The sequence below is a fragment of the Halorubrum halodurans genome (assembly GCF_002252985.1).
GTDB lineage: Archaea > Halobacteriota > Halobacteria > Halobacteriales > Haloferacaceae > Halorubrum > Halorubrum halodurans.
Map to the genome: position 1 here is coordinate 1 of NZ_NHPJ01000021.1, position 18,614 is coordinate 18,614.

The window sequence follows — 18,614 nt, forward strand, 5'->3', positions numbered from 1 at the left end:
TCGACGAACGACTCGGTGTCGCCGTGGTGGTACAGTTCGGTGTTGATACACGCCACGCGGTCGGCGCGGTCGGTGACGACGCCGATGTCGTGTTCGATCAACACGATCGTGATCCCGTCGTCGTTGAGCCGATCCAGGAGCGCGTAGAAGGCGTCCCGCGACTCGGCGTCGACGCCGACCGTCGGCTCGTCGAGCGCGAGCAGGTCCGCCTCGCTCGCCAGCGCCCGGGCGATGTACGCGCGCTGGCGCTGGCCGCCGGAGAGCTCGTTCATCAGTCGGTCCGCGAGGTCGGCGATGCCGACCGTCCCCATCGCGGCCGCGACCGCCTCCCGGTCCGCCTCGCCGAGCCGACCGTGACCGACGTGGGCGAACCGTCCCATCGTGACGCACTCGCGGACGGTGACCGGCATCGCGCCGCCGCGGTTCGTCGCCTGCTGGGAGACGTAGCCGATCCGGCTCCCGTCGTCGACCGCGTCGATCGGCCGGTCGAACAGCCGCACCGTCCCCTCGTCGGGGGCGTGAAGCCCCAACATGAGGTGGAGGAGCGTGGTCTTCCCGGAGCCGTTCGGACCGACGAGCCCCAGGAAGTCGCCGGCCTCGACCGTCAGCGAGACGTCTCTCACGGCGACGGTGTCGCCGTACGCGAACGTCACGTCCTCGAGTTCGATGACCGGGTCCACTGTGTGCCCCGACGTTGCGTCCGCCGAAGGTTTAGCTCTTCCATTCGGGGCGACGACCCGATCGGCCCCGACGACCTGATCCGTCTCCATCACTCCGCGCCGAGCGCGCGTCCGAAGGCGGGGACGTTGACCTCGAGCATCTGCTCGCGGTAGCCGTACCCAGCCTCGTTCCACTCGCGAGTCGACCCCCCCGCCGGCGTCACCGCCATCGTCTCCGTGGCGCCGCTGTTCTCGACGATCGTCTCCGCGAGGTTCGTCGAGGCGAACCGGTCGTACAACACCACGTCGATGTCGTTGTCGTCGACGACCGCGATCGTGTCGGCGATGTCGCTGCCGCTCGGCTCGTTCTGTGGCGACACGCCGACCGGCGAGTGGACCTCGAAGCCGTACCGCTCGGCGAGGTACTGGAACGAGTCGTGACCCGCGAGGACGACCACGTCCCGCTCGGCGGCCTCGACGGTGGCGGCGAACGCCTCGTCGACCTCGTCGAGTTCCGCGTTGTACGCCTCGGCGTTCGCCGCGTAGTCGTCGGCGTTGTCGGGGTCCGCCTCGCCCAGTCCGGCCGCGATCGTGTCGACGACGTCCTTCGCCAGGATCGGATCGACCCAGACGTGCGGGTCGATCTCGCCCTCGTGGTCGTGCTCGGCGTCGGTCTCGCCGCTGTGATGGCCCTCGTGGTCGTGCTCGGCGTCGGTCTCGCCGCTGTGATCGCCTCCGTCCTCGCCCGCGTGCTCGTCCTCGTGTTCCCCGTCGTGTGACTCCCGGCCGTGGTCCCACGCGAGCAGTCGCTCGTCGAGGTCGCGTAGGCCGTCGATGACGGCCACCTCCTCGTAGTCGGACTCGAGCGTCGACGCGAGGTCCTGTGCCCACGTGAACTCGGGACTGTCGAAGTAGACGAACACGTCGCTGGCGGCCACCTCGGCCGTGAGCGTCCCGCTCGGCTCCCAGCCGTGGCCGAGCTGTCCCACGTCGACGGGGTTCGTGAACGTCGCGTGGTCGCCGGCCACCTGGCTCGCCCAGTCGTGGAGCGGGAAGAACATCGCGTAGCCGGAGTCGACCCCGCCGTCTCCCCCGCCGTTCGTCGTTCCGTTCCCCGATCCGTCGCCCGTGCCGGTACATCCCGCGAGGGATCCGGCGAGGCCCGCGCCGAGGAGTCCCGCGCTCCGCCGCACCACCGATCTCCGTGTGTCGCTCATACCGATCGATAGCTCGGGTTAACACAAAAGCGTTGTTATTTCACAAGATAGAATTAATAACGGAGGCGGACGGGCGTCGAGGGGTCACCGAGGTCCGCCGGATCGGCCCGTCGCTACCCGTCGAAGGCCCGCTCCAGGGCGTTGACGCGGGCCGTCCACGTCTCCCTGGAGAGCCGCGCCTCGGGAGCGAACGTCTCGTAGGCGTGGTACGCGCCGGGCCAGAGGTGGAACTCCGTCTCGACCCCGCCGGCGAGCAGCCGCTCCGCGTAGGCCCGCGTCTCGTCGCGGAAGACGTCGTGGGTCCCGATGTCCAGGTACGTCGGCGGCAGCCCCGAGAGGTCCTCGACCCGGCCGGGCGCGGCGTACGGCGGGAGGTCGTCGTCGCCGCTCGACTCGCCGAGGTACGCCTCCCAGGCCCGGACGTTCATCTCCCGGTCCCAGATGCCGACGTCGGTCACCTGCTCGCTCGACTCGGTGGCGTTCCGGTCGTCGAGCATCGGGTAGATCAGGTGTTGGTGACACAGCGCGGGGCCGTCCTCGTCTCGCGCGCGAAGCGCCACGGCGGCCGAGAGCCCGCCGCCCGCGCTCTGGCCGCCGATCGCGATCCGGGAGGGGTCCACCCCGAGGTCGTCGGCGTTTCCCGCGACCCACTCGAGCCCGGCGTAGCAGTCGTCGACGGGGGTCGGATACGGGTGCTCGGGCGCGAGCCGGTAGTCGACCGAGACCACGACGCAGCCGACCTCGTCGACGAGCCGCTCGCAGGTCGGGTCGTCCTGGTCCAGATCGCCCAACACCATGCCGCCGCCGTGGATCCAGTAGACGCACGGCAGCGGTCCCGCCGCGTCGACCGGGCGATAGATCCGCAGCGGGAGGTCGGCGGATCCCGGTCCGGCGACGGTTCGGTCCTCGGACTCGACGCCGGGACGCTCGGGTGCCTCCGCCAGCATCGCCTCCATCAGCTCCGTCATGCGGTCGCGCGTGGCGGGCAGGTCGTCGAAGTCCACGACGTTCGCGAGGAGGAACTCGTCCGGGATCTCCTCGAGAGCGGCCGCCAGCTCCGGATCCATCGGGGGCAATTCTCGTGCCATGGTACCGATCGGCACGCCGGCGCGATAAACATCAGGATCGATCGGGAGGGTGCCGCGACGACCCGGCCGAGTGGCGGCTCCGTCAGAGGCCACCCCCGCGGGTACCGGCTCCGTCGGGCTACGACTCCGTCAGGTCCACGACCGTCGCGTCCGCCAGGTCGGCGAGCCGGTCGGGAGCGATCGGGAACACGGCGCTCGGGGTTCCCGCCGCCCCGTACACCGTCTCGAACGTCTCGAGGGTCGGATCCATCACCGTCGGGACCGCCTCGTCGTGACAGATCGGCGGGACGCCGCCGATGCTCCAGCCGACGACCTCGCGGATCCGTTCGGGGTCGCCCATGGAGGCGGACGACGCGCCGAAGTGGTCGGCGACCGCGTCCAGGTCGAGGCGGTTCGCGCCGCTCGTGATCGCGGCGACGAGGTCGCCGCCGGAGAGCGAGACGACGATGGTCGAGGCGATCGCCGCCGTCTCACAGCCCACCGCGTCCGCCGCGGCCGCCGCCGTCTCCGTGCCCGCGTCGAACTCCAGGACCTCGACGTCGACGCCGTACCGGTCGTGCGCCCGCTCCCCGAACTCCGAGGCTCGCTGATGCATGCCGGATCCCGCGCAGTCGCGCGGTATCAACCCTCGGAATGCGGTGAACGTCGGACGATCCCGAAGGCGTCGCCGCGGCCGCGACCTCACCGCAGGCGCGACCTCACCGCGTCCGCAACTCGTCCTTGTCCTTGATCACGCGGGCGTCGCCCTCCCCGGACGTGACCTCGTTGACGAGGTCGTAGAGGTCGTTCTGGAGCCCGGCGGGGAAGGTCAACACGCCGACCCACGAGCCGTCGTTCTGCCACTCCTCGCGCTCTAAGTCGCCGAACTCCCGGACCTTCGCCTGCCCGGACCCGGCGTAGTCGGCGGGCAGTTGGACCGCCATCGTCACCTCCTCGAACCGGATGGGGATGACGGGCCGGAGCGCGTCGAGGGCGTCGTCGACCTGGTTCTCGACGGGCTCCATCGGGTCGATCTGGAAGCCCGCCTCCTCCAGCGCGCGCTCGATCCGCTCCGGCGGATGCGGCGAGTCGTCCATCTGCGGGTTCACGGCGTTTCGCGTGATCGTGTTCACGAGCTGTCTGTGCTTTCGCTCCTGCATCTCCTCGCGCTGCTCGGCCGTGATCTGGATCTCGCCGTCCTCGACCACCTGCGGGATGATCTCCAGCGGGTCGGTGGTCCCGAAGACGGTCTCGAGATCCTCCTCGGCGGGTCTATCCCCCCGCGAGGCGTTCTCGAAGACGTCCTCGGCGGCGATCACCTCCTCCAGGTCGCCCTCGAACTCCCCGCGTTTCATCGCCAGCGCGGCGTCGGGGTCGATGAGGACCTCGAACCGCTCCCCGTGTGACTCCAGTCTGGCGGTCACCGCCTCGTCGAGTGATATCATACGTGACGGTACTCCCCCCGCAGTAAAAAGCCTCCCGCGCTGCGGCCGGCGGCGACCGGCCGGCGGAGAGCCGTCTCCGGGACGCGCTCGGGCGCGGCGGGACGACGGCGACCGACCCCGAACGGCCGTGACGGCGTGCGCGGCGGGCGGCTACTCCCACCCCTCGCGACACGCCTCGCTACAGAAGTGCCGTCGTTCGACCGTTCCCTCGTCGACCCACGTCACCGTCCGTCTGCCGGCGCCGAGCGCGGGCTTCCCGCAGGACGCACACCGGGGCGCGGACGCCTCGTCCTCCTCGCCGAGATCGGATGTCGGGTCCACCATGGCCGTCCGTGGGCTCGCGGCCACTTGAACCCGCGAAGCGCGGCAGTTCTGGCCGCCCGGATCCGACCCGGCCGCCGGCCCGGTCCCGCGCTCGCCGCGGGCTCACTCGGCGCGCGCGGTCGGGTGTGCGACGTCGAGTTCGGCGTTCGCGTCCGGGTGGTCGACGGTCCGTTCGCGGCCGTCCGGCCAGCGCACGACGACGCGTTCCGGCGCCGCGTCCCCGAGTCCGAAGTGTGCGACCGGCTCCGTCTGACAGAGGTAGCCGCCGCCGGCGTCGATCACCCGGCGCTGGGTCCGGCCGTCGGCGTGGAGCCGGACGGTCGCCCCGCGGGCCGGCGCGCCCTGCGAGGTCGTCGGACGGACGCGGATCCAGTCGTTGTCGGCCGCGGCCGGCGCGGCGTACACCGAGATCGGCTGGGCGGCCACCTCGCCGTGGACGACGACGAGCTCGAGGGCCCCGTCGCCGTCGAGGTCGGCGGCGACCGCGCCCGTGCCGAACCCCGTCGACTCGGCCGCCGCCCCGACGTCGCCGGCGACCCACCGCGGGTCGTCGCGGTCGCCCGCGGGGCCGACCCGCTCGAAGAGCCGGCTGGCCTCCCCGAAGCCGTTACAGAACAGCTCCTGTCTCCCGTCGTTGTCGAAGTCGGCGGCGACGACCGACCGGACGCCCTCCGCCGCGCGAAGCGCCGAGGGGGCGACGTCGCGGTACTGCCCCTCGGCGTCGGGTCTGAGCAGCCGGCTGTGGCCCTCCCAGTTGCCGACCGCGAGCGCGAACGAGTCCCCCTCGTCGACCAGCGCGACGCCGCGCGCGTCGCCCGCGGGGTCGGCGAGGTCGGGCCCGCCGTCGACCACCTCGTAGTGGCCGCCCTCGTTGCGGAACAGCCGGTTCGGTCCGGCCTCGACGCCGACGAACAGGTCGGTGCCCGCCGAACAGAGCGGGCCGGGGAGCAGCGACCGGCAGCCGTCCTCGACCGCCAGCCCGACCGCGTCGGCCATGTCGGAGGCCTCGCCGTCGTCGCCGAGCTCGTAGAACGCGAGCGGCGCGCCGTAGCTGGCGACGGCGACGCCGTAGCGGCCGGTGCCGAGCCGGTCGAGCGCGGCGACGGAGCGGCCGGCCCGGAAGTTGAGCCGGTCGGCGTTGACGGGCAGCGCGAAGGTGTCGGTCCACCGGTACGTGTCCGCCTCCAGCCGGTCGAGGAGGAGGTCCGAGTCGCCGGCGACGCCGACGCTGTTGGCGCAGTTGTGGACGTAGATCTCCTCGCAGCCGTCCGCGTCGACGTCGGCCGCACACACGCCCATCGCGTGTCTGTCGCCGTCGGCGACGATCCCGCACGCGGTGTCGGTGAACCGCCCCTCCCCGTCCGCGTCGCGGGCGTACAGGCGGTTCGGCTCGCCGTAGCCGGCGACGAAGACCAGCGGCCCGTCCCGGCCGGGCGTCACGGCCACGCCGTACCCGCGGACCGGGTCGGCGTCGGCCAGGAGGTCGGAACGGTCCGCGAACATGACCGCCCGTCACCGCCCAGGGGTAATGAACGCACGGGTTGGCCCCCTCCCCGAAGCCGTTATGCGATCGCTCGATTCCGCCCCGGCGTCACCCGGCCGGAGTCGACAGGTTTCGCCTGATGTATCGGCTGATTGCGCCGAGACGGTCCGGGTCGAACGTCCAGATCCCGTGCCAGAGACGCGGCTCCGTCTCCACCGCCAGCAGACCGACCCCGCCGTTGACCCCGCGGTCGAGGTCGGTCGCCGCGTCCACGGCCGCCGGACCGCCCGGCGGCTCGAACACGACGAACCAGCCGTCCGTGAAGTCGCTCGAGCGGCCGCCGTGGACCGTGGCCTCGAGCCCGGTCGGCGGGTCGTCGGGCACGCCGTAGAGGTGGGCGTCGATCCCCCCGGCGGCGACGCGTTCGTACACGCGCCGCGTACCCAGCTCGTCCTCCAGCCGGGAGAGCCGCTGGAACGACGACCGGAGCGTCCCGCCGCCGGCCGCCAGCGCGACGCGCTCGATGAACCGCGAGATGGTGATCAAAAGCAGCTTCTGCCGGTTCGACTCGGGATAGCCGCGCAGGGTGAACACCGTGTCGTCGAGCCCGGTTATCACCGGCGGCAGCTCGAGGGCCTCGGGCGCACGCGTCCCGGTGATGTACAGATCGGAGTTCACGAACAGGATCGCGTCGCCGAGCGCCTCCAGCGTCGAGCCCGCGAGTACCTCGTCGTCGCCGTCGAGCAGCAACACGAGGTCCTCGGCGTCCGCGAGGCGGTCCCCCTCGAACGGGACCCCGTCGTGGCCGCGGAGCGTCCCGACGTCGAGACCGCCGTCGCCGAACCCGTTCGGTCCGACCCCGCTCCGCTCGATGGTTCTCCGATCGGTCACGCGGACGGCGTCGTCGCCGAACGTGTCGACGAGCATGTCCTGAACCGGGTCCGGGTCGGTTCGGTTGATGACGACGATCGAGCGCTCCGCGCTCTCGAAGCGATCGACGAGCTGCCCCAGGGTCACGATACCCGATCCAGCCGGCTCCCGAAAATAAACGTTCGTCCGTCGTTATCGCGTCTGAAAACGAGAGGAACCGACCTACGCCACGACCGTCTCCTCGAGCAGCTGGAGCGGGTGTTCGATCTCGTAGCCGGTACCGTGTTCCATCTGCATCGCGCAGGTCGGACACTCCGTCATCCCGACCTCGCCGTCGGCGTCCTCCATGTGTTCGAACATCTCCTCGCCGATCTGCATCGACTTCTCGTACTTCTCGCTCTTCCAGCCGTAGGTCCCCGAGATACCCGAACACGAGTCGCCCACGTCCTCCAGTTCGACGCCGTCGACGTCGCGGAACGTCTCGACCGCCTGCCGGGCGAGCCCCTGGTTGCGGGCGTGACACGGCGCGTGGTACGCGAACGACCGGTCGTCCTCGGGGCGCGCGTCCGCCAGCGCCCCGTCCAGGTCCTCGTGGATCCGGAGGTACTCCAGCGCCTCGAAGGTGTGATCGGAGACGTCCTCGATGCCGTGGATGTCGAACAGCTCGGGGTACTCCTGCCGGAGCGACATCGAACAGGAGGTACACGACGCTATCACGTCCGCGCCGTCGCCGATCGCCTCGATCAGGTTCTCGACGTTGGTCTCGGCGTGCCGGCGGGCGTCCTTCAACATCCCGTTGGCGAACATCGGCGTGCCCGAGCACTTCTGGGGCGGCACCAGCACCTCGTAGCCGAAGTGCTCGTACACCCGGACCATCGCCTTGCCGACCTCCGGCGTGTTGTAGTTGGAGTAACAGCCGTGGAAGTACGCCACGCGCTTGTCCGGGTTCTCGACCTGCGCGCCGCCGCGGTCGCGCCACCACTCGCGGAACGTCGTCGTCGCGAACTCGGGGAAGTCGCGCTCCTTGGGGATCCCGAGCAGCTTGTCCATCGCCCAGCGGGCGGGGCCGAAGTTCATCGCGAACGAGGAGAGCCGCGGGACCACGCTCGCCAGCCGCGCCGAGGTCCGGTAGTTCGCGAGGATGCGATTGCGGACGTACTCGACGGAGAGCTTCTCCATCTGCTCCTCGACGAACTGGCCGCGCGCCTCGTTGTGCATCTGCGAGAGCGGCACGGAGGAGGGGCAGGCGTCGTCACACCGCATACAGTTCGAACAGGAGGTGATCGACTCGTCGATGTCGTGGTCCTCCTTCCGCTTGAGCCGCCACTGTTCGGGCCCCTGGAACTTCGGACCGGGGAACTCGTCGTCGACCTCCGCGACCGGACAGGAAGTGTCACAGGACGTACACTTGTAACAGGAGTCCGCTCCGTCGCGGAGGTCGAGGTCGCCCTCGGGGAACACGTCGATCGGGTCGTAGGCGTCGGGGTCGAGCTCGGTCGAGTCGCTGCCGCCGGTCGCGCTCTCGACGCCCCCGTCCGTCGCGGGTCGCGGCGCGTCCGTCGCGTCCGGCTCGGCCGGCCCGTCCGCCGCGGACGACCCCGCGGAGTCGCTCCCGGCGGCCCCCGCCCCGTCCCCGTCGTCGGGGACGAATATCGCCGGCCGCTCGTCGCGGCCGATCTCCGGGACGGTCGGCTGCGGCGTTCCGTCGGTTCCCCCGCAGCCGCACCCGCCGTGTGGTTCGTCGGTCCCCTCCGCCTCGTCGTCGTTCTCCATGTGTCGTGTCATTGTCGAACCTCCCGTGCCGCCTCCCGGCCCGCCACGAGGCCGGTCGCGAGCGAGACGCCGCTCGCGGATTTCTCCCGTGCCACGTCCGCGCCGCCGACGACCGCGCCGGCGACCCGGACGTTCCCGTACGCCACCTCGCCGCTCTCGTCGAGCGGCCGCAGCCGCTCGTCCGGCCGCACGCCGAACCGCGCGTACGGCTGCTCGCCGAACGCGTCGTCGACGAACCACTCGTAGCGGTCCGCCGGCTGCGGGACGTGTAAGTCGAGGACCGGCTCGCGGACGCCGTCGCGGTCCGAGTCGAGCCCCTTGCCGACCAGCCCGCCCGTCGCGAGCACGACCGCCTCCGCGCCGTAGGGCACCTCGCTGCCCTTTCGGTCCATCACGAGGTGGTCGATCCGGTCGCCGTCCCCGTCGCCGCCGCTTCCGCCGCCCCCGTCGGCGTCGACCTCGTATCCCACCGCGGGCGTCCCGGTCTCGAACCGGACCCCCGCGTCGTCGAGCGCGTCGTACAGCAGGTCCTCGAGGCGGAGACCGGGCAGGCTCGGCGGCCCCATCGGTATCTCGAAGACGTCCGCGCCGAGCCGGTCGGCGAGCTCCGCGCGCACCTCCGCCGGGTGGTCGTCGCCGAGGAACGCCGGGAAGCCGACCCGCTCGACGCGGTCGACGCCGCCCTCGCCGTCGACCACGTCGTGGAGGTGCGGGCCGACCGCCTTCGCGAGCGCCTCGCGGGCGGGCGTGCCGTCGATCGGCTCGTCGCGGTCGAGCGCCTTCGCGAGGCGGGTGATCTTCGCGTCCGCGCGGAACGCCTCCGCGAACTCCACCTCCGCGCCGGCGACGTCGAAGGGGACGCCCGCCGCCGCGAGCCGGTCGGCGAACGTCCGCGCGTCGTACTCCGTGAGCGACCGGAACCCCACGATCAGCGCCGGGCGGTCGTCGCTCGCGATCCCCGCCGCGGCCGACGCGGGGTAGCGGGCGGTGGGCTTGACGCTGCCGCCGAAGGTCGGGACGAGGGCGTTCCGGTCGGTGTGTCCGCCGAGGTACGCGTCGCCGACGAGGTCGTCGAACAGGTCGAGTCCCTCCCGCAGCGCGTCCGCGCCGACGAGCCGGTACGGGTGGTCCTCGGGGAGCCGATCGATCGCCTCGAAGGGGTCGGCGAGCGGCCCCTCCGGGTCCGGCCACTCGTCGGGGTCGAGGTTCCGGCCCGCGGTCGGCGGCCCCTCGCGCAGCGGCTTCGCCGGCTCGGTCGCGGGGAGGTAGCCGAGCGCGTCGATCAGCCCGGAGGCCTGCCGCAGGGTGCTCGCCTTGTGCGAGACGAGCCGCGTGTCGGCCCCCTCGCGGGCGGCCGCGATCGCGGCCGTGATCCCCGCGATCCCGCCGCCGACGACGAGGACCTCGCTATCGATCGCCATGCCCGCCCCCGTCGGTCGCCGCGACGCCCGCGGCCGGGTCGTCCGACGTCGAGCCGTCGCCCGCGGAGCCGCCGCCCGGCTCCACACCCGCGTCGAACGCGCCGAAGTCGACGTCGGCGTCCGTCGTCGCGGGGTCGCCGTCGCGGTTCATCGTGGTGGCGTGGAGCAGGTGGTTCAACATCGCCTGCGAGAGCTGCCGGCCCCACAGCGCGTGCCGCTGGCCCTTCCAGCGCTCCTGGTAGAGCTCGTCCTCGGCCTCGCGCGCGACGGGCTCGGGGTACTCCCCCGCCAGTTCCGACGCGATGCGATGGGTACAGAAGCCGCCCTGGCAGTTCCCCATGGAGGCGCGGGTCCGCAGCCGGACCGCGTTGAGGTCGGAGCCGGCCTGTTCGATCCCGTCTCGAACCTCCGCGCGCGTGACCCCCTCGCACTCGCAGACGACGGGGTTGGGGTCGGTGCCGGAGAGGACGTCGTCGGTGCGCGATCCGAGCCGCTGGGCGGAGCGGCGGCCGATCGGCGAGCGGATGCCGAACTCCTCCATGTAGTCGCGGAGGACGCTGAAGTCCTCGGAGCCGGGAAGCGGCGCGTCGGCGGTGTCGCAGTCGGCGTCGTACTCGAGCTTCTCGCAGACGTGGTCGGTGATCGACTCCGCCATCATCCGGTAGGTGGTGAGCTTCCCGCCGACGATGCTCGTCATGCCGGGGAGGTCGTCGCGCTCGGCGTGATCGAGGAGGAAGTAGTCGCGCGTGATGTCGGTGGGGTCGTCGGTGCCGGTTCCGGGCGGCTCGTAGAGGGGTCTGACGCCCCAGAACGACCGGAGCGTGCGGGCGTCCTTCAGCGCGGGCACCAGCTCCGAGAGCGTCTCGATCATCAGGTCGACCTCCCACTCCTCCTCCGGGTAGTCCTCGGGGTCGTCGACCTCCTCGTCCGTCGTTCCCAGGATACAGGCGGTCTCGTGGGGGACGACGATGTCGGCGTCGCCCTTCGGTCGACAGCGGTTGATCACGGTGTCGACCTGCCGGGTGTTCATCACGGTCATGACGCCCTTCGACGGGCGGACCTCCACGTCGACGCCGGCCATCTCGCCGAGCTGTCCGGCCCACGCGCCGGTGGCGTTGACGACGTAGCGCGCGCGGATCTCCTCGGTCGTTCCCGGCTCGCGGTGGACGCGCTTGCCGGGGCCGCTGTCGTGTTCGATCTCGACGCCGACGACCGCGCCGTCCTCGACGAGCACGTCCGTCACCTCGGCGTGGGTCTCGACGCGCGCGCCGTGCTCGCGGGCGTCGGCGGCGTTGGCGACGCAGAGTCGGAAGGGATCGACGGCCCCGTCGGGGACGACGATGGCCTTCTCCACGTCGCGCGCGAGGTACGGCTCGCGGCGGCGCGCCTCCTCGCCGTCGATCACCTCCGCGGGGATGTCACACGCGCGACAGCCCTCGAGCTTCTCCTGGAAGTACTCCTCGTCGTCCTCGGGCCGCTTGACGAACATGCCGCCCGTCTCCTCGACGCAGTGGGAGGCGATGTCCCGGAGCACCCGGTTCTCCTCGATACACTCGCGCGCGCTCTTCTGGTCGGAGACGGCGTATCTCCCGCCGCTGTGAAGGAGCCCGTGCATCCGCCCGGTCGTCCCGTGCGTGAGGTTCCCCTTCTCGACGAGGACCGCGTCGAGCCCCCGCCTCGCGAGGTCCCGTATCACGCCGCAGCCGGTCGACCCCCCACCGACGACGACGACGTCCACTTGATCGTCCATGTCGTAGGGCTTGGACCGGGATCACTTTACTTTATCTCCTAAGCAGACCCGATCATAACTATCAGGGATAGTCATCACCACCTGTCGTCGATGCTACCCATTGATTTATATACTACCTTTTTTATGACGCGTTCCATCCGGATTTTAACGGGGAGATTATTATGGTAGTACATTATGTTCACGAATGGCGTGGTGGCTTCCGTGAAGATATGCCGTGGCGACGACGACGGCGACCCCGCGTTCCCGGTCCGTGGCCCGACGGACGGCCCGGACGCGACGGTTCGGGGCGGGGAAGGGACGGGATTCGGTTCCGGAGTCGACCGGGGCGCGGACCGTGACGTCGTCGGTGCGGCCGGACCAGCGCCGCAGGAGGGATCCAACACATGACACAGTACGTCGGTGCGATAGACCAGGGGACGACCGGGACCCGCTTCATGGTGTTCGACCACGGCGGGCAGGTCGTCGCGAACGCCTACGAACAGCACGAACAGATCTACCCCAATCCGGGCTGGGTCGAACACGACCCGATCGAGATCTGGGAGAACACCCAGCAGGTCGTCCTCGACGGCCTCGAGGACGCCGGATTGGAGGCGAACCAACTGGACGCGATCGGGATCACGAACCAGCGCGAGACCACGATCGTGTGGGACCGCGAGACCGGCAAGCCGGTCCACAACGCCCTCGTCTGGCAGGACCGCCGGACGACCGATCGGGTCGAGGAGCTCCAGGACGCGGGAATGGTCGAGGAGATCCGCGAGAAGACCGGCCTCGAGGCCGACGCCTACTTCTCCGCGACCAAGACCGAGTGGATCCTCGACAACGCCGAGCCGCTCAAGATGTCGAGCTCTCGGGGCCGCGACCTCCGCGACCGCGCCGAGGACGGAGAGCTGCTCATGGGCACGATCGACTCGTGGCTCATCTACAACCTCACGGGCAACCACATCACGGACGTGACGAACGCGTCCCGGACGATGCTGTACAACATCCGGGACCTGGAGTGGGACGACGAGCTCCTCGCGGAGTTCGACGTGCCGAAGGAGATGGTACCCGAGGTACGCCCCTCCTCCGACGAGGACTACTACGGCCACACGGACGCGGACGGCTTCCTCGACGAGGAGATCCCGGTCGCGGGCGCGCTCGGCGACCAGCAGGCCGCGCTCTTCGGGCAGACCTGCTTCGACGAGGGCGACGCGAAGAACACCTACGGCACCGGCTCCTTCTACCTGATGAACACGGGCACCGACGCCGTCGAGTCCGACCACGGGCTCCTGACGACGATCGGCTTCCAGATGTCCGGCGAGCCCGTCCAGTACGCGCTGGAGGGGTCGATCTTCATCACCGGTGCCGCGATCGAGTGGCTCGAGGACGTCGACCTCATCAACAACGCCGCCCAGACCGCCGAGCTCGCGCGATCCGTCGACTCGACGGACGGCGTCTACATGGTTCCGGCGTTCACGGGGCTCGGCGCCCCGCACTGGGACGGCCGGGCCCGCGGCACCATCGTCGGGATGACCCGCGGCACGAGCAAGGAGCACATCGTCCGGGCGACGCTCGAGTCCATCGCGTATCAGACCCGCGACGTGGCGGAGGCGATGGAGGCCGACTCCGGCGTGGAGACGACGAGCCTCCGCGTGGACGGCGGCGCGGTGAAGAACAACTTCCTCTGTCAGCTCCAGTCCGACATCATCCAGACGGAGATCGCGCGCCCGGAGGTCGACGAGACGACCGCGCTGGGCTCCGCGTACGCCGCCGGACTGGCGGTCGGCTACTGGGACACCGTCGACGAGCTGCGCGACAACTGGCAGGTCGACCGCGAGTTCACGCCCGAAAAGGAGGCCGCGGAGGTCGACAAGCTGTACAGCCGCTGGGACGACGCCGTCGAGAAGTCGCTCGGCTGGGCACGGGACGACGAGGGGGACGAATAGATGAGCGCTGAGGTTTCGGCACTGCTCGCGTCGGGCGAGGTGCTCGCGCAGTGGAACGCCGGCTCGCTCAGTGCGGTCCTCGACGTGCTGCTCAGTCCGGGGATCTGGCTCGGCGCGGCCGCGGGCGGCGCGTTCGGCGCCGCCCTCGGGGCGCTCCCGGCGTTCATCTTCACCGGGTTCCTCGTCATCGCCGGCGTCTTCGGCGGCGACGCCGCCTCCGGGGCCGGCGTCGGCGTCGGCTTCGGACCCGTGTTCGGCCCGCACATCTCCTTCGCCGGCGGTGCGGCGGCGGCGGCGTACGCGGCGAAGAACGGGGCGATGGAGTCCGGCTTCGACTACCACAACGCGAAGGACATCGGCTTCGCGCTCGGGAGTCGTCCGGACATCCTCGCGGTCGGTGCCGGCTTCGGCGTGTTCGGCATCCTCCTCGAACAGACGCTCCGCAACCTGGCGATCCCGACCGACCCGATCGCCTTCACCGTCGTGGCCAGCGCGCTGGTCCACCGGCTGGTGTTCGGCTACTCGGTGATCGGCAACGTCAGCAGCAAGGCCAGCGGCTACTTCGACATGGGGCCGTTCGAGCGCGAGGAGATGCGCGAGTCCGGCGAGGTGCCGGGCGACGGCGACAAGGAGGGCAGCGACCGGCTCGCCGTCGAGCCGTGGCTGCCGAACATGTACAAGTGGTCACACGTCGCGGCCATCGGCGCGGTCGCCGGACTGGCGGCGTCGTACGCCGCGATACAGACCGGGAACGTGTTCCTCGGGTTCGGTATCAGCGCCGCGACGCTGCTGTTCCTGAACCTGGGCGTCGACCGGATCCCGGTCACCCACCACATGACGCTTCCCGGCGCGACCGCGTGGGCCGCGTTCACCGGCGCCGGATTCAGCCCGGCCATCGGGCTGGTGGCCGGCGCCGTGTTCGGACTGCTCGGCGCGGTCATCGGCGAGGCCTTCCAGCGCGTCTTCTACGCGCACGGGGACACGCACGTGGACCCGCCCGCGGCGGCGATCTTCATCACCTCGTCGATCCTCGCGGTGCTGGCGATCCTCGGCGTGCTGGGATCGATCTGGGTGCCCGGAACCTGATCCCGCGCCCCGATTTTTCACTCCGAGGGAAGCGCCGACGAAAGCATTACGTACGCGACACTTCCGGATATGACCCCGACCCCAACCGCGGTGATGAGCCCGTGACCGAAACCGAACACGACGATCGCGGCGAGCGAGACGGTCACCAGGGCGAGTCCGGCGGCGCCGTGATGGTACTCGCCCGTGGCGGGGTGTTCGCTCAGCGGCGTCCGGTCCGCCGCCGGGACGCGCATGCTCGCGTGGTACGGGACGTACAGCCGGGTGCCGATGCCGGCCGTCGCCGCGACGATGGAGGCGAACTGTACGTCACCGACGATCCGGTTCACGGCGAGAAAGAGACCGATAGCGACGAGCAACGCGATCGCCTTGCTCCGCTTGTCGGCGGCGACCACCGACTCGTGGAACGACGGTTCGGACATACGCCCGGAAAAGCGGGCGGGTGGGTTAAGCCTGTGGTCGAACCGCCGCCTCCGGCGGCCGACCGGACCGTCCGGGACCGGAGCGGCCCGGCACGGACGTATTTAAGCGTGGCCACGGACATCGTCGGACATGAACACGCTGGGGCTCGAGAGACGCGACGGGCGGAACCTGCTTCTGGTCGCCGCCGTCGTCACGCTCGTCATCGCGGCGACGTCCGAGGGACCGACCTGGGTCCGCCTCGTCGCCGGCGGGATCGGCGGCCTCGTCAGTTCCGTCGTCTTCGTGCTATCGACGCTCCTCATCAACCGGTACAAGCCGGACCACTGGTAGCGGCGAGCCGCCGGCGACCCCGTCGAACCGTCTCCGATTCGAGTCGGTTTTATCTCCGTACTCAGGAGGGGGTAGCGTGAACATCGACGACCGGATCGAGCGGCGGCTCGGATACGACACGGGGGCGGGCGTCTTCGTCGACTTCGACGCCGTCTCCCCCGTGTTCCACCTTGAGGCGCCGATCGGCCGGGGGCCGGCGCTCGAACGCCTCCTCGACGCGTTCAGTCCGGCCTTCTCCGGCGCGCTCCCGCCGAGCACCTACGTTCACGGTCCGAAGGGGAGCGGCAAGTCGGCGGTCGTCTCCGCCCTGTTCGCCCGCCTCACGACCCACAGCGGGCCGCCACAGGCGATCCAGACGTCGACGCGGGCGGTCGAGCCGACGCTGCCGGGGTTCGTCTACGTGGACGCCAGGCGTGCCTCCACCCGCTTCCGGCTCTACCACGACACGCTGGCGGCCGTCGGCGACGAGACGGTCCCCGACCACGGCATCGGGACCGACGACCTCGCCGAGTCGCTCCGGGACGCGGTCCGGAAGGGCCCCGACGTCGTGGTCGCGGTCGACCACACCAACGAGCCGGAGACGCCGAGCGCGTCGACGGTCGTCGAGTGGCTCACCGACGTGAGCGGCCACATCGTGCCGGTGTGTCTCGGCCGGGAGCCGCCCGAGGAGATCGAGTGGGATCCCGACGAGTCGGTGGCGTTCTCGCGGTACCGCCGGCACGTGCTCGTCGAGCTCCTGACGAGTCGGTGCTCGACGGGGCTCGGCCGCGACGCGCTCAGCCACGACCAGGTCCGCGAGATCGGCGAGTGGGCCTCCGGCGACGCCCACGACGCGCTCGCCGCCATCGCGGGCGCGGCCATCCGCGCCGAGCGGGCGGGCGTCTCGACCGTTCGGGCGGCCGACGTCGACGCGGGGATCGAGGAAGTGCCGAAGCCGTGCGTCACGCTGGGGCGCGTCCTCTCGCTCTCCGAGAGTCGCCGCCGGCTCCTCTACGAGCTCGTGACGCTGCCCGAGTCGGACCGGTCGTCCGTGAGCGCCGCGACGGAGACGATCGCCTCGCGGCGGCGCGTGGACCTGTCGGCGTCGACGGTACGGCGCGTGCTCTACGAGCTCGCGGACGCCGGGCTGCTCGATCGGGTGACGGTACAGCGGAGCGACGGCAAGGGGCGGCCGCCGAGCCGGCTCGTCCCGCGGTTCCCGACGCTCGTCTACCGCGAACTGTTCGACCGGTCGGCTCGCGCCTGAACCGCCGCCCCGCCCTCCGTCTCGACGCCGCGCTCCGCCGAACGGAAGACAGTTGCCTCCGCGGTGCCGGAGACTCCCGCATGGTTCCGCCCCTCGCGCTCGACATCGACGGGACGCTGACGACGCCGGACGGCCGCCTCGACGCTCGAGTCTTCGAGCTGTTGCCCGACTGGGAGGCCCCCGTGGTGCTCGCGACCGGCAAGGCGTTCCCCTACCCCGTGGCGCTCGCGGGGTTTCTCGGCCGCGACGCGACCGTGATCGCGGAGAACGGCGGGGTCGTCCACGTCGACGACGAGACGACGATCCTCGGGGACCCCGCGAGCGCGCGCGCCGTGGTCGAGACGTTCCTCGAGCGCGGCGGCGACCTGGGCTGGGGCGGGGACGAGACGGTGAACCGGTGGCGCGAGACGGAGGTGGCGGTCTCCGTCGACGCGGACGAGGCGCTGTTGCGCGAGATCGCCGCGGCAGCCGGGGACGTGGAGGTCGTCGACACCGGCTACGCGTTCCACGTCAAGTCGCCGGACGTGAGCAAGGGCGAGGGGCTCGCGCGGGTCGCCGAGGCACTCGATCTCGACCCGGACGAGTTCGTCGCAGTCGGCGACAGCGAGAACGACGTCTCGACGTTCGAGGTCGCCGGGGACTCCTACGCCGTCGCCAACGCGGACGAGGCGGCGACCGCGGCGGCCGACGTCGTCCTCGAGACGGGGTACATGGACGGCACCGCGGCGGTGCTGGAGGCGTTGCGGGCGGGGCGGGAGCCGTGATCCGCGGTCAGCGGTAGGGGTATCGTCCGGTCGCGCCGCACTCGCGGCAGCGGACGACGACACGGCCGGGACCGAGCCGGACCCGGCTCGTCTTCCCCGGTCGGAGGTACACGTCGCAGTCGTCGCAGGTCTTCCGCTCGAACTCGCGGGGGACGCCACAGCGGTTCCGCTCGGCGATCCGCCTCGCGAGGCGGACGTACTCCCGCGCGCGGTCGTACTCGTCGTCGACGACCGCCTCGCGGGCGAGTCCGAACAGTCGATCGATCCGCTCTTCGGGGATCCCCATGCGCACCCGGTGGCCCCCCGTCGCAAAGGGGTTGTCGTCCGCGGCCGGACCCCTTCGACGCCGTCCCGAGCCGCCCGGACCGGAGCCCTCGTATCGCCCCGCCCCACCGACCCGCATCCTTTTTGAACGGTCCACGCCAATCCGCCTCCATGAAGGAATCCCTGATGGACGTGATCTGCTGTCCGCTCGACAAGGCCGACCTCGAACTCGACGTCGACGAGCGGGACGACGAGGAGATCCTGGAGGGGACGCTCACGTGTACCGAGTGCGACGAGGTCTACCCGATCGAGGACGGGATCCCGAACCTCCTCCCGCCGGACATGCGCGAGGAGGAGGAAGAAGCGGCGGCCTGAAGAAGCGGCGGCCTGAAGAAGCGGCGGCCTGAAGCAGGCGGCGGCCTGAGCCGGAATACTCGCGGGTACCGGTGGATCCGAGACCGTCCTCTCGTTCCCTCGAATGGAGGACCCCGTGGAACACGACGGGAGTTCACTTCGGCGTCGGGGAGGTGAACAGGTGAGTAGAATCCGCGTGCTAATGGGACGGGTGTT

General features: G+C 70.9%; 19 protein-coding genes. 6 read left to right on the plus strand and 13 right to left on the minus strand.

Annotation, left to right across the window (positions count from 1 at the left end; genetic code table 11):
• The 11 genes from DJ70_RS02040 to glpA form a co-directional block, all read right to left on the minus strand.
• Positions 1 to 680, minus strand: a 680-nt coding sequence (locus tag DJ70_RS02040; protein WP_094529668.1) for a metal ABC transporter ATP-binding protein, incomplete at its 3' end; no start/stop codon positions are given.
• Positions 681 to 769: 89 nt separating this feature from the next.
• Positions 770 to 1,876 (minus strand): metal ABC transporter solute-binding protein, Zn/Mn family, encoded by a 1,107-nt coding sequence (locus DJ70_RS02045; protein WP_094529670.1) that lies wholly within the window; start codon positions 1,874 to 1,876, stop codon positions 770 to 772.
• Positions 1,877 to 1,989: 113 nt separating this feature from the next.
• Positions 1,990 to 2,964, minus strand: coding sequence for an alpha/beta hydrolase (locus DJ70_RS02050; RefSeq protein WP_094529671.1), 975 nt, complete (start codon positions 2,962 to 2,964; stop codon positions 1,990 to 1,992).
• A gap of 118 nt (positions 2,965 to 3,082) precedes the next feature.
• Positions 3,083 to 3,559 carry a YbaK/EbsC family protein gene (locus DJ70_RS02055; RefSeq protein ID WP_094529673.1) on the minus strand — a complete coding sequence of 159 codons (477 nt, stop codon included), beginning with the start codon at positions 3,557 to 3,559 and terminating at the stop codon, positions 3,083 to 3,085.
• A 103-nt stretch (positions 3,560 to 3,662) separates the two neighbouring features.
• Entirely contained in the window at positions 3,663 to 4,388 is a 726-nt protein-coding gene (locus DJ70_RS02060) for a ribosome assembly factor SBDS (RefSeq protein ID WP_094529675.1), read from the minus strand.
• Positions 4,389 to 4,538: 150 nt separating this feature from the next.
• Positions 4,539 to 4,712: a DUF7576 family protein gene (locus DJ70_RS17135; protein WP_179233923.1), complete on the minus strand. Its 174-nt coding sequence runs from the start codon at positions 4,710 to 4,712 to the stop codon at positions 4,539 to 4,541.
• Positions 4,713 to 4,814: 102 nt separating this feature from the next.
• The gene (locus tag DJ70_RS02065; protein ID WP_094529677.1) at positions 4,815 to 6,215 is read right to left on the minus strand and encodes a CRTAC1 family protein; all 1,401 of its coding nucleotides are present in this window, start codon (positions 6,213 to 6,215) and stop codon (positions 4,815 to 4,817) included.
• 88 nt (positions 6,216 to 6,303) lie between these two features.
• Positions 6,304 to 7,212 (minus strand): hypothetical protein, encoded by a 909-nt coding sequence (locus DJ70_RS02070; RefSeq protein ID WP_094529679.1) that lies wholly within the window; start codon positions 7,210 to 7,212, stop codon positions 6,304 to 6,306.
• 75 nt (positions 7,213 to 7,287) lie between these two features.
• Complete coding sequence (locus DJ70_RS02075; RefSeq protein ID WP_094529681.1) at positions 7,288 to 8,850, minus strand: anaerobic glycerol-3-phosphate dehydrogenase subunit C; 1,563 nt, start codon at positions 8,848 to 8,850, stop codon at positions 7,288 to 7,290.
• The gene (gene glpB / locus DJ70_RS02080) at positions 8,847 to 10,259 is read right to left on the minus strand and encodes a glycerol-3-phosphate dehydrogenase subunit GlpB (protein WP_094529699.1); all 1,413 of its coding nucleotides are present in this window, start codon (positions 10,257 to 10,259) and stop codon (positions 8,847 to 8,849) included. Before glpB ends, DJ70_RS02075 begins: the two co-directional genes overlap by 4 nt.
• Complete coding sequence (gene glpA / locus DJ70_RS02085; RefSeq protein ID WP_094529683.1) at positions 10,246 to 12,009, minus strand: anaerobic glycerol-3-phosphate dehydrogenase subunit GlpA; 1,764 nt, start codon at positions 12,007 to 12,009, stop codon at positions 10,246 to 10,248. The genes glpB and glpA overlap by 14 nt, the downstream gene beginning before the upstream one ends.
• A gap of 383 nt (positions 12,010 to 12,392) precedes the next feature.
• On the opposite strand from glpA, the gene glpK reads away from it, so the two are divergent.
• On the plus strand, positions 12,393 to 13,934 hold the full coding sequence (glpK, locus tag DJ70_RS02095; RefSeq protein WP_094529687.1) for a glycerol kinase GlpK: 1,542 nt from the start codon (positions 12,393 to 12,395) through the stop codon (positions 13,932 to 13,934).
• Positions 13,935 to 15,020 carry a hypothetical protein gene (locus tag DJ70_RS02100; protein ID WP_179233924.1) on the plus strand — a complete coding sequence of 362 codons (1,086 nt, stop codon included), beginning with the start codon at positions 13,935 to 13,937 and terminating at the stop codon, positions 15,018 to 15,020.
• A gap of 17 nt (positions 15,021 to 15,037) precedes the next feature.
• Here DJ70_RS02100 and DJ70_RS02105 read toward each other — a convergent pair whose 3' ends face one another.
• Positions 15,038 to 15,439: a hypothetical protein gene (locus DJ70_RS02105; protein ID WP_094529689.1), complete on the minus strand. Its 402-nt coding sequence runs from the start codon at positions 15,437 to 15,439 to the stop codon at positions 15,038 to 15,040.
• A 130-nt stretch (positions 15,440 to 15,569) separates the two neighbouring features.
• Between DJ70_RS02105 and DJ70_RS02110 the strand changes: the two genes are divergently transcribed.
• The 3 genes from DJ70_RS02110 to DJ70_RS02120 all read left to right on the plus strand — a co-directional run bounded on the left by DJ70_RS02110 (position 15,570) and on the right by DJ70_RS02120 (position 17,780).
• Positions 15,570 to 15,770 carry a hypothetical protein gene (locus DJ70_RS02110; protein ID WP_094529691.1) on the plus strand — a complete coding sequence of 67 codons (201 nt, stop codon included), beginning with the start codon at positions 15,570 to 15,572 and terminating at the stop codon, positions 15,768 to 15,770.
• Positions 15,771 to 15,846: 76 nt separating this feature from the next.
• Entirely contained in the window at positions 15,847 to 17,016 is a 1,170-nt protein-coding gene (locus tag DJ70_RS02115) for a Cdc6/Cdc18 family protein (protein WP_094529693.1), read from the plus strand.
• Between the two features lie 80 nt (positions 17,017 to 17,096).
• Positions 17,097 to 17,780 carry an HAD-IIB family hydrolase gene (locus tag DJ70_RS02120; protein WP_094529695.1) on the plus strand — a complete coding sequence of 228 codons (684 nt, stop codon included), beginning with the start codon at positions 17,097 to 17,099 and terminating at the stop codon, positions 17,778 to 17,780.
• Between the two features lie 7 nt (positions 17,781 to 17,787).
• On the opposite strand, the gene DJ70_RS02125 is transcribed toward DJ70_RS02120, so the two are convergent.
• Entirely contained in the window at positions 17,788 to 18,066 is a 279-nt protein-coding gene (locus DJ70_RS02125; RefSeq protein ID WP_094529697.1) for a ribonuclease P protein component 4, read from the minus strand.
• Between the two features lie 149 nt (positions 18,067 to 18,215).
• On the opposite strand from DJ70_RS02125, the gene DJ70_RS02130 reads away from it, so the two are divergent.
• A complete protein-coding gene (locus DJ70_RS02130; RefSeq protein WP_066416643.1) occupies positions 18,216 to 18,419 on the plus strand; it encodes a methytransferase partner Trm112 in 204 nt (67 codons plus the stop codon).
• Positions 18,420 to 18,614: the final 195 nt, after the last annotated feature.

Excerpts from the sequence above, each read along its gene's own strand:
- DJ70_RS02045 (WP_094529670.1), bottom strand. The coding sequence starts at position 1,876 with ATGAGCGACACACGGAGATCGGTGGTGCGGCGGAGCGCGGGACTCCTC.
- DJ70_RS02050 (WP_094529671.1), bottom strand. The coding sequence starts at position 2,964 with ATGGCACGAGAATTGCCCCCGATGGATCCGGAGCTGGCGGCCGCTCTC.
- DJ70_RS02055 (WP_094529673.1), bottom strand. The coding sequence starts at position 3,559 with ATGCATCAGCGAGCCTCGGAGTTCGGGGAGCGGGCGCACGACCGGTAC.
- DJ70_RS02060 (WP_094529675.1), bottom strand. The coding sequence starts at position 4,388 with ATGATATCACTCGACGAGGCGGTGACCGCCAGACTGGAGTCACACGGG.
- DJ70_RS17135 (WP_179233923.1), bottom strand. The coding sequence starts at position 4,712 with ATGGTGGACCCGACATCCGATCTCGGCGAGGAGGACGAGGCGTCCGCG.
- DJ70_RS02065 (WP_094529677.1), bottom strand. The coding sequence starts at position 6,215 with ATGTTCGCGGACCGTTCCGACCTCCTGGCCGACGCCGACCCGGTCCGC.
- DJ70_RS02075 (WP_094529681.1), bottom strand. The coding sequence starts at position 8,850 with ATGACACGACACATGGAGAACGACGACGAGGCGGAGGGGACCGACGAA.
- glpB (WP_094529699.1), bottom strand. The coding sequence starts at position 10,259 with ATGGCGATCGATAGCGAGGTCCTCGTCGTCGGCGGCGGGATCGCGGGG.
- glpA (WP_094529683.1), bottom strand. The coding sequence starts at position 12,009 with ATGGACGATCAAGTGGACGTCGTCGTCGTCGGTGGGGGGTCGACCGGC.
- glpK (WP_094529687.1), top strand. The coding sequence starts at position 12,393 with ATGACACAGTACGTCGGTGCGATAGACCAGGGGACGACCGGGACCCGC.
- DJ70_RS02100 (WP_179233924.1), top strand. The coding sequence starts at position 13,935 with ATGAGCGCTGAGGTTTCGGCACTGCTCGCGTCGGGCGAGGTGCTCGCG.
- DJ70_RS02105 (WP_094529689.1), bottom strand. The coding sequence starts at position 15,439 with ATGTCCGAACCGTCGTTCCACGAGTCGGTGGTCGCCGCCGACAAGCGG.
- DJ70_RS02110 (WP_094529691.1), top strand. The coding sequence starts at position 15,570 with ATGAACACGCTGGGGCTCGAGAGACGCGACGGGCGGAACCTGCTTCTG.
- DJ70_RS02120 (WP_094529695.1), top strand. The coding sequence starts at position 17,097 with ATGGTTCCGCCCCTCGCGCTCGACATCGACGGGACGCTGACGACGCCG.
- DJ70_RS02125 (WP_094529697.1), bottom strand. The coding sequence starts at position 18,066 with ATGGGGATCCCCGAAGAGCGGATCGATCGACTGTTCGGACTCGCCCGC.
- DJ70_RS02130 (WP_066416643.1), top strand. The coding sequence starts at position 18,216 with ATGAAGGAATCCCTGATGGACGTGATCTGCTGTCCGCTCGACAAGGCC.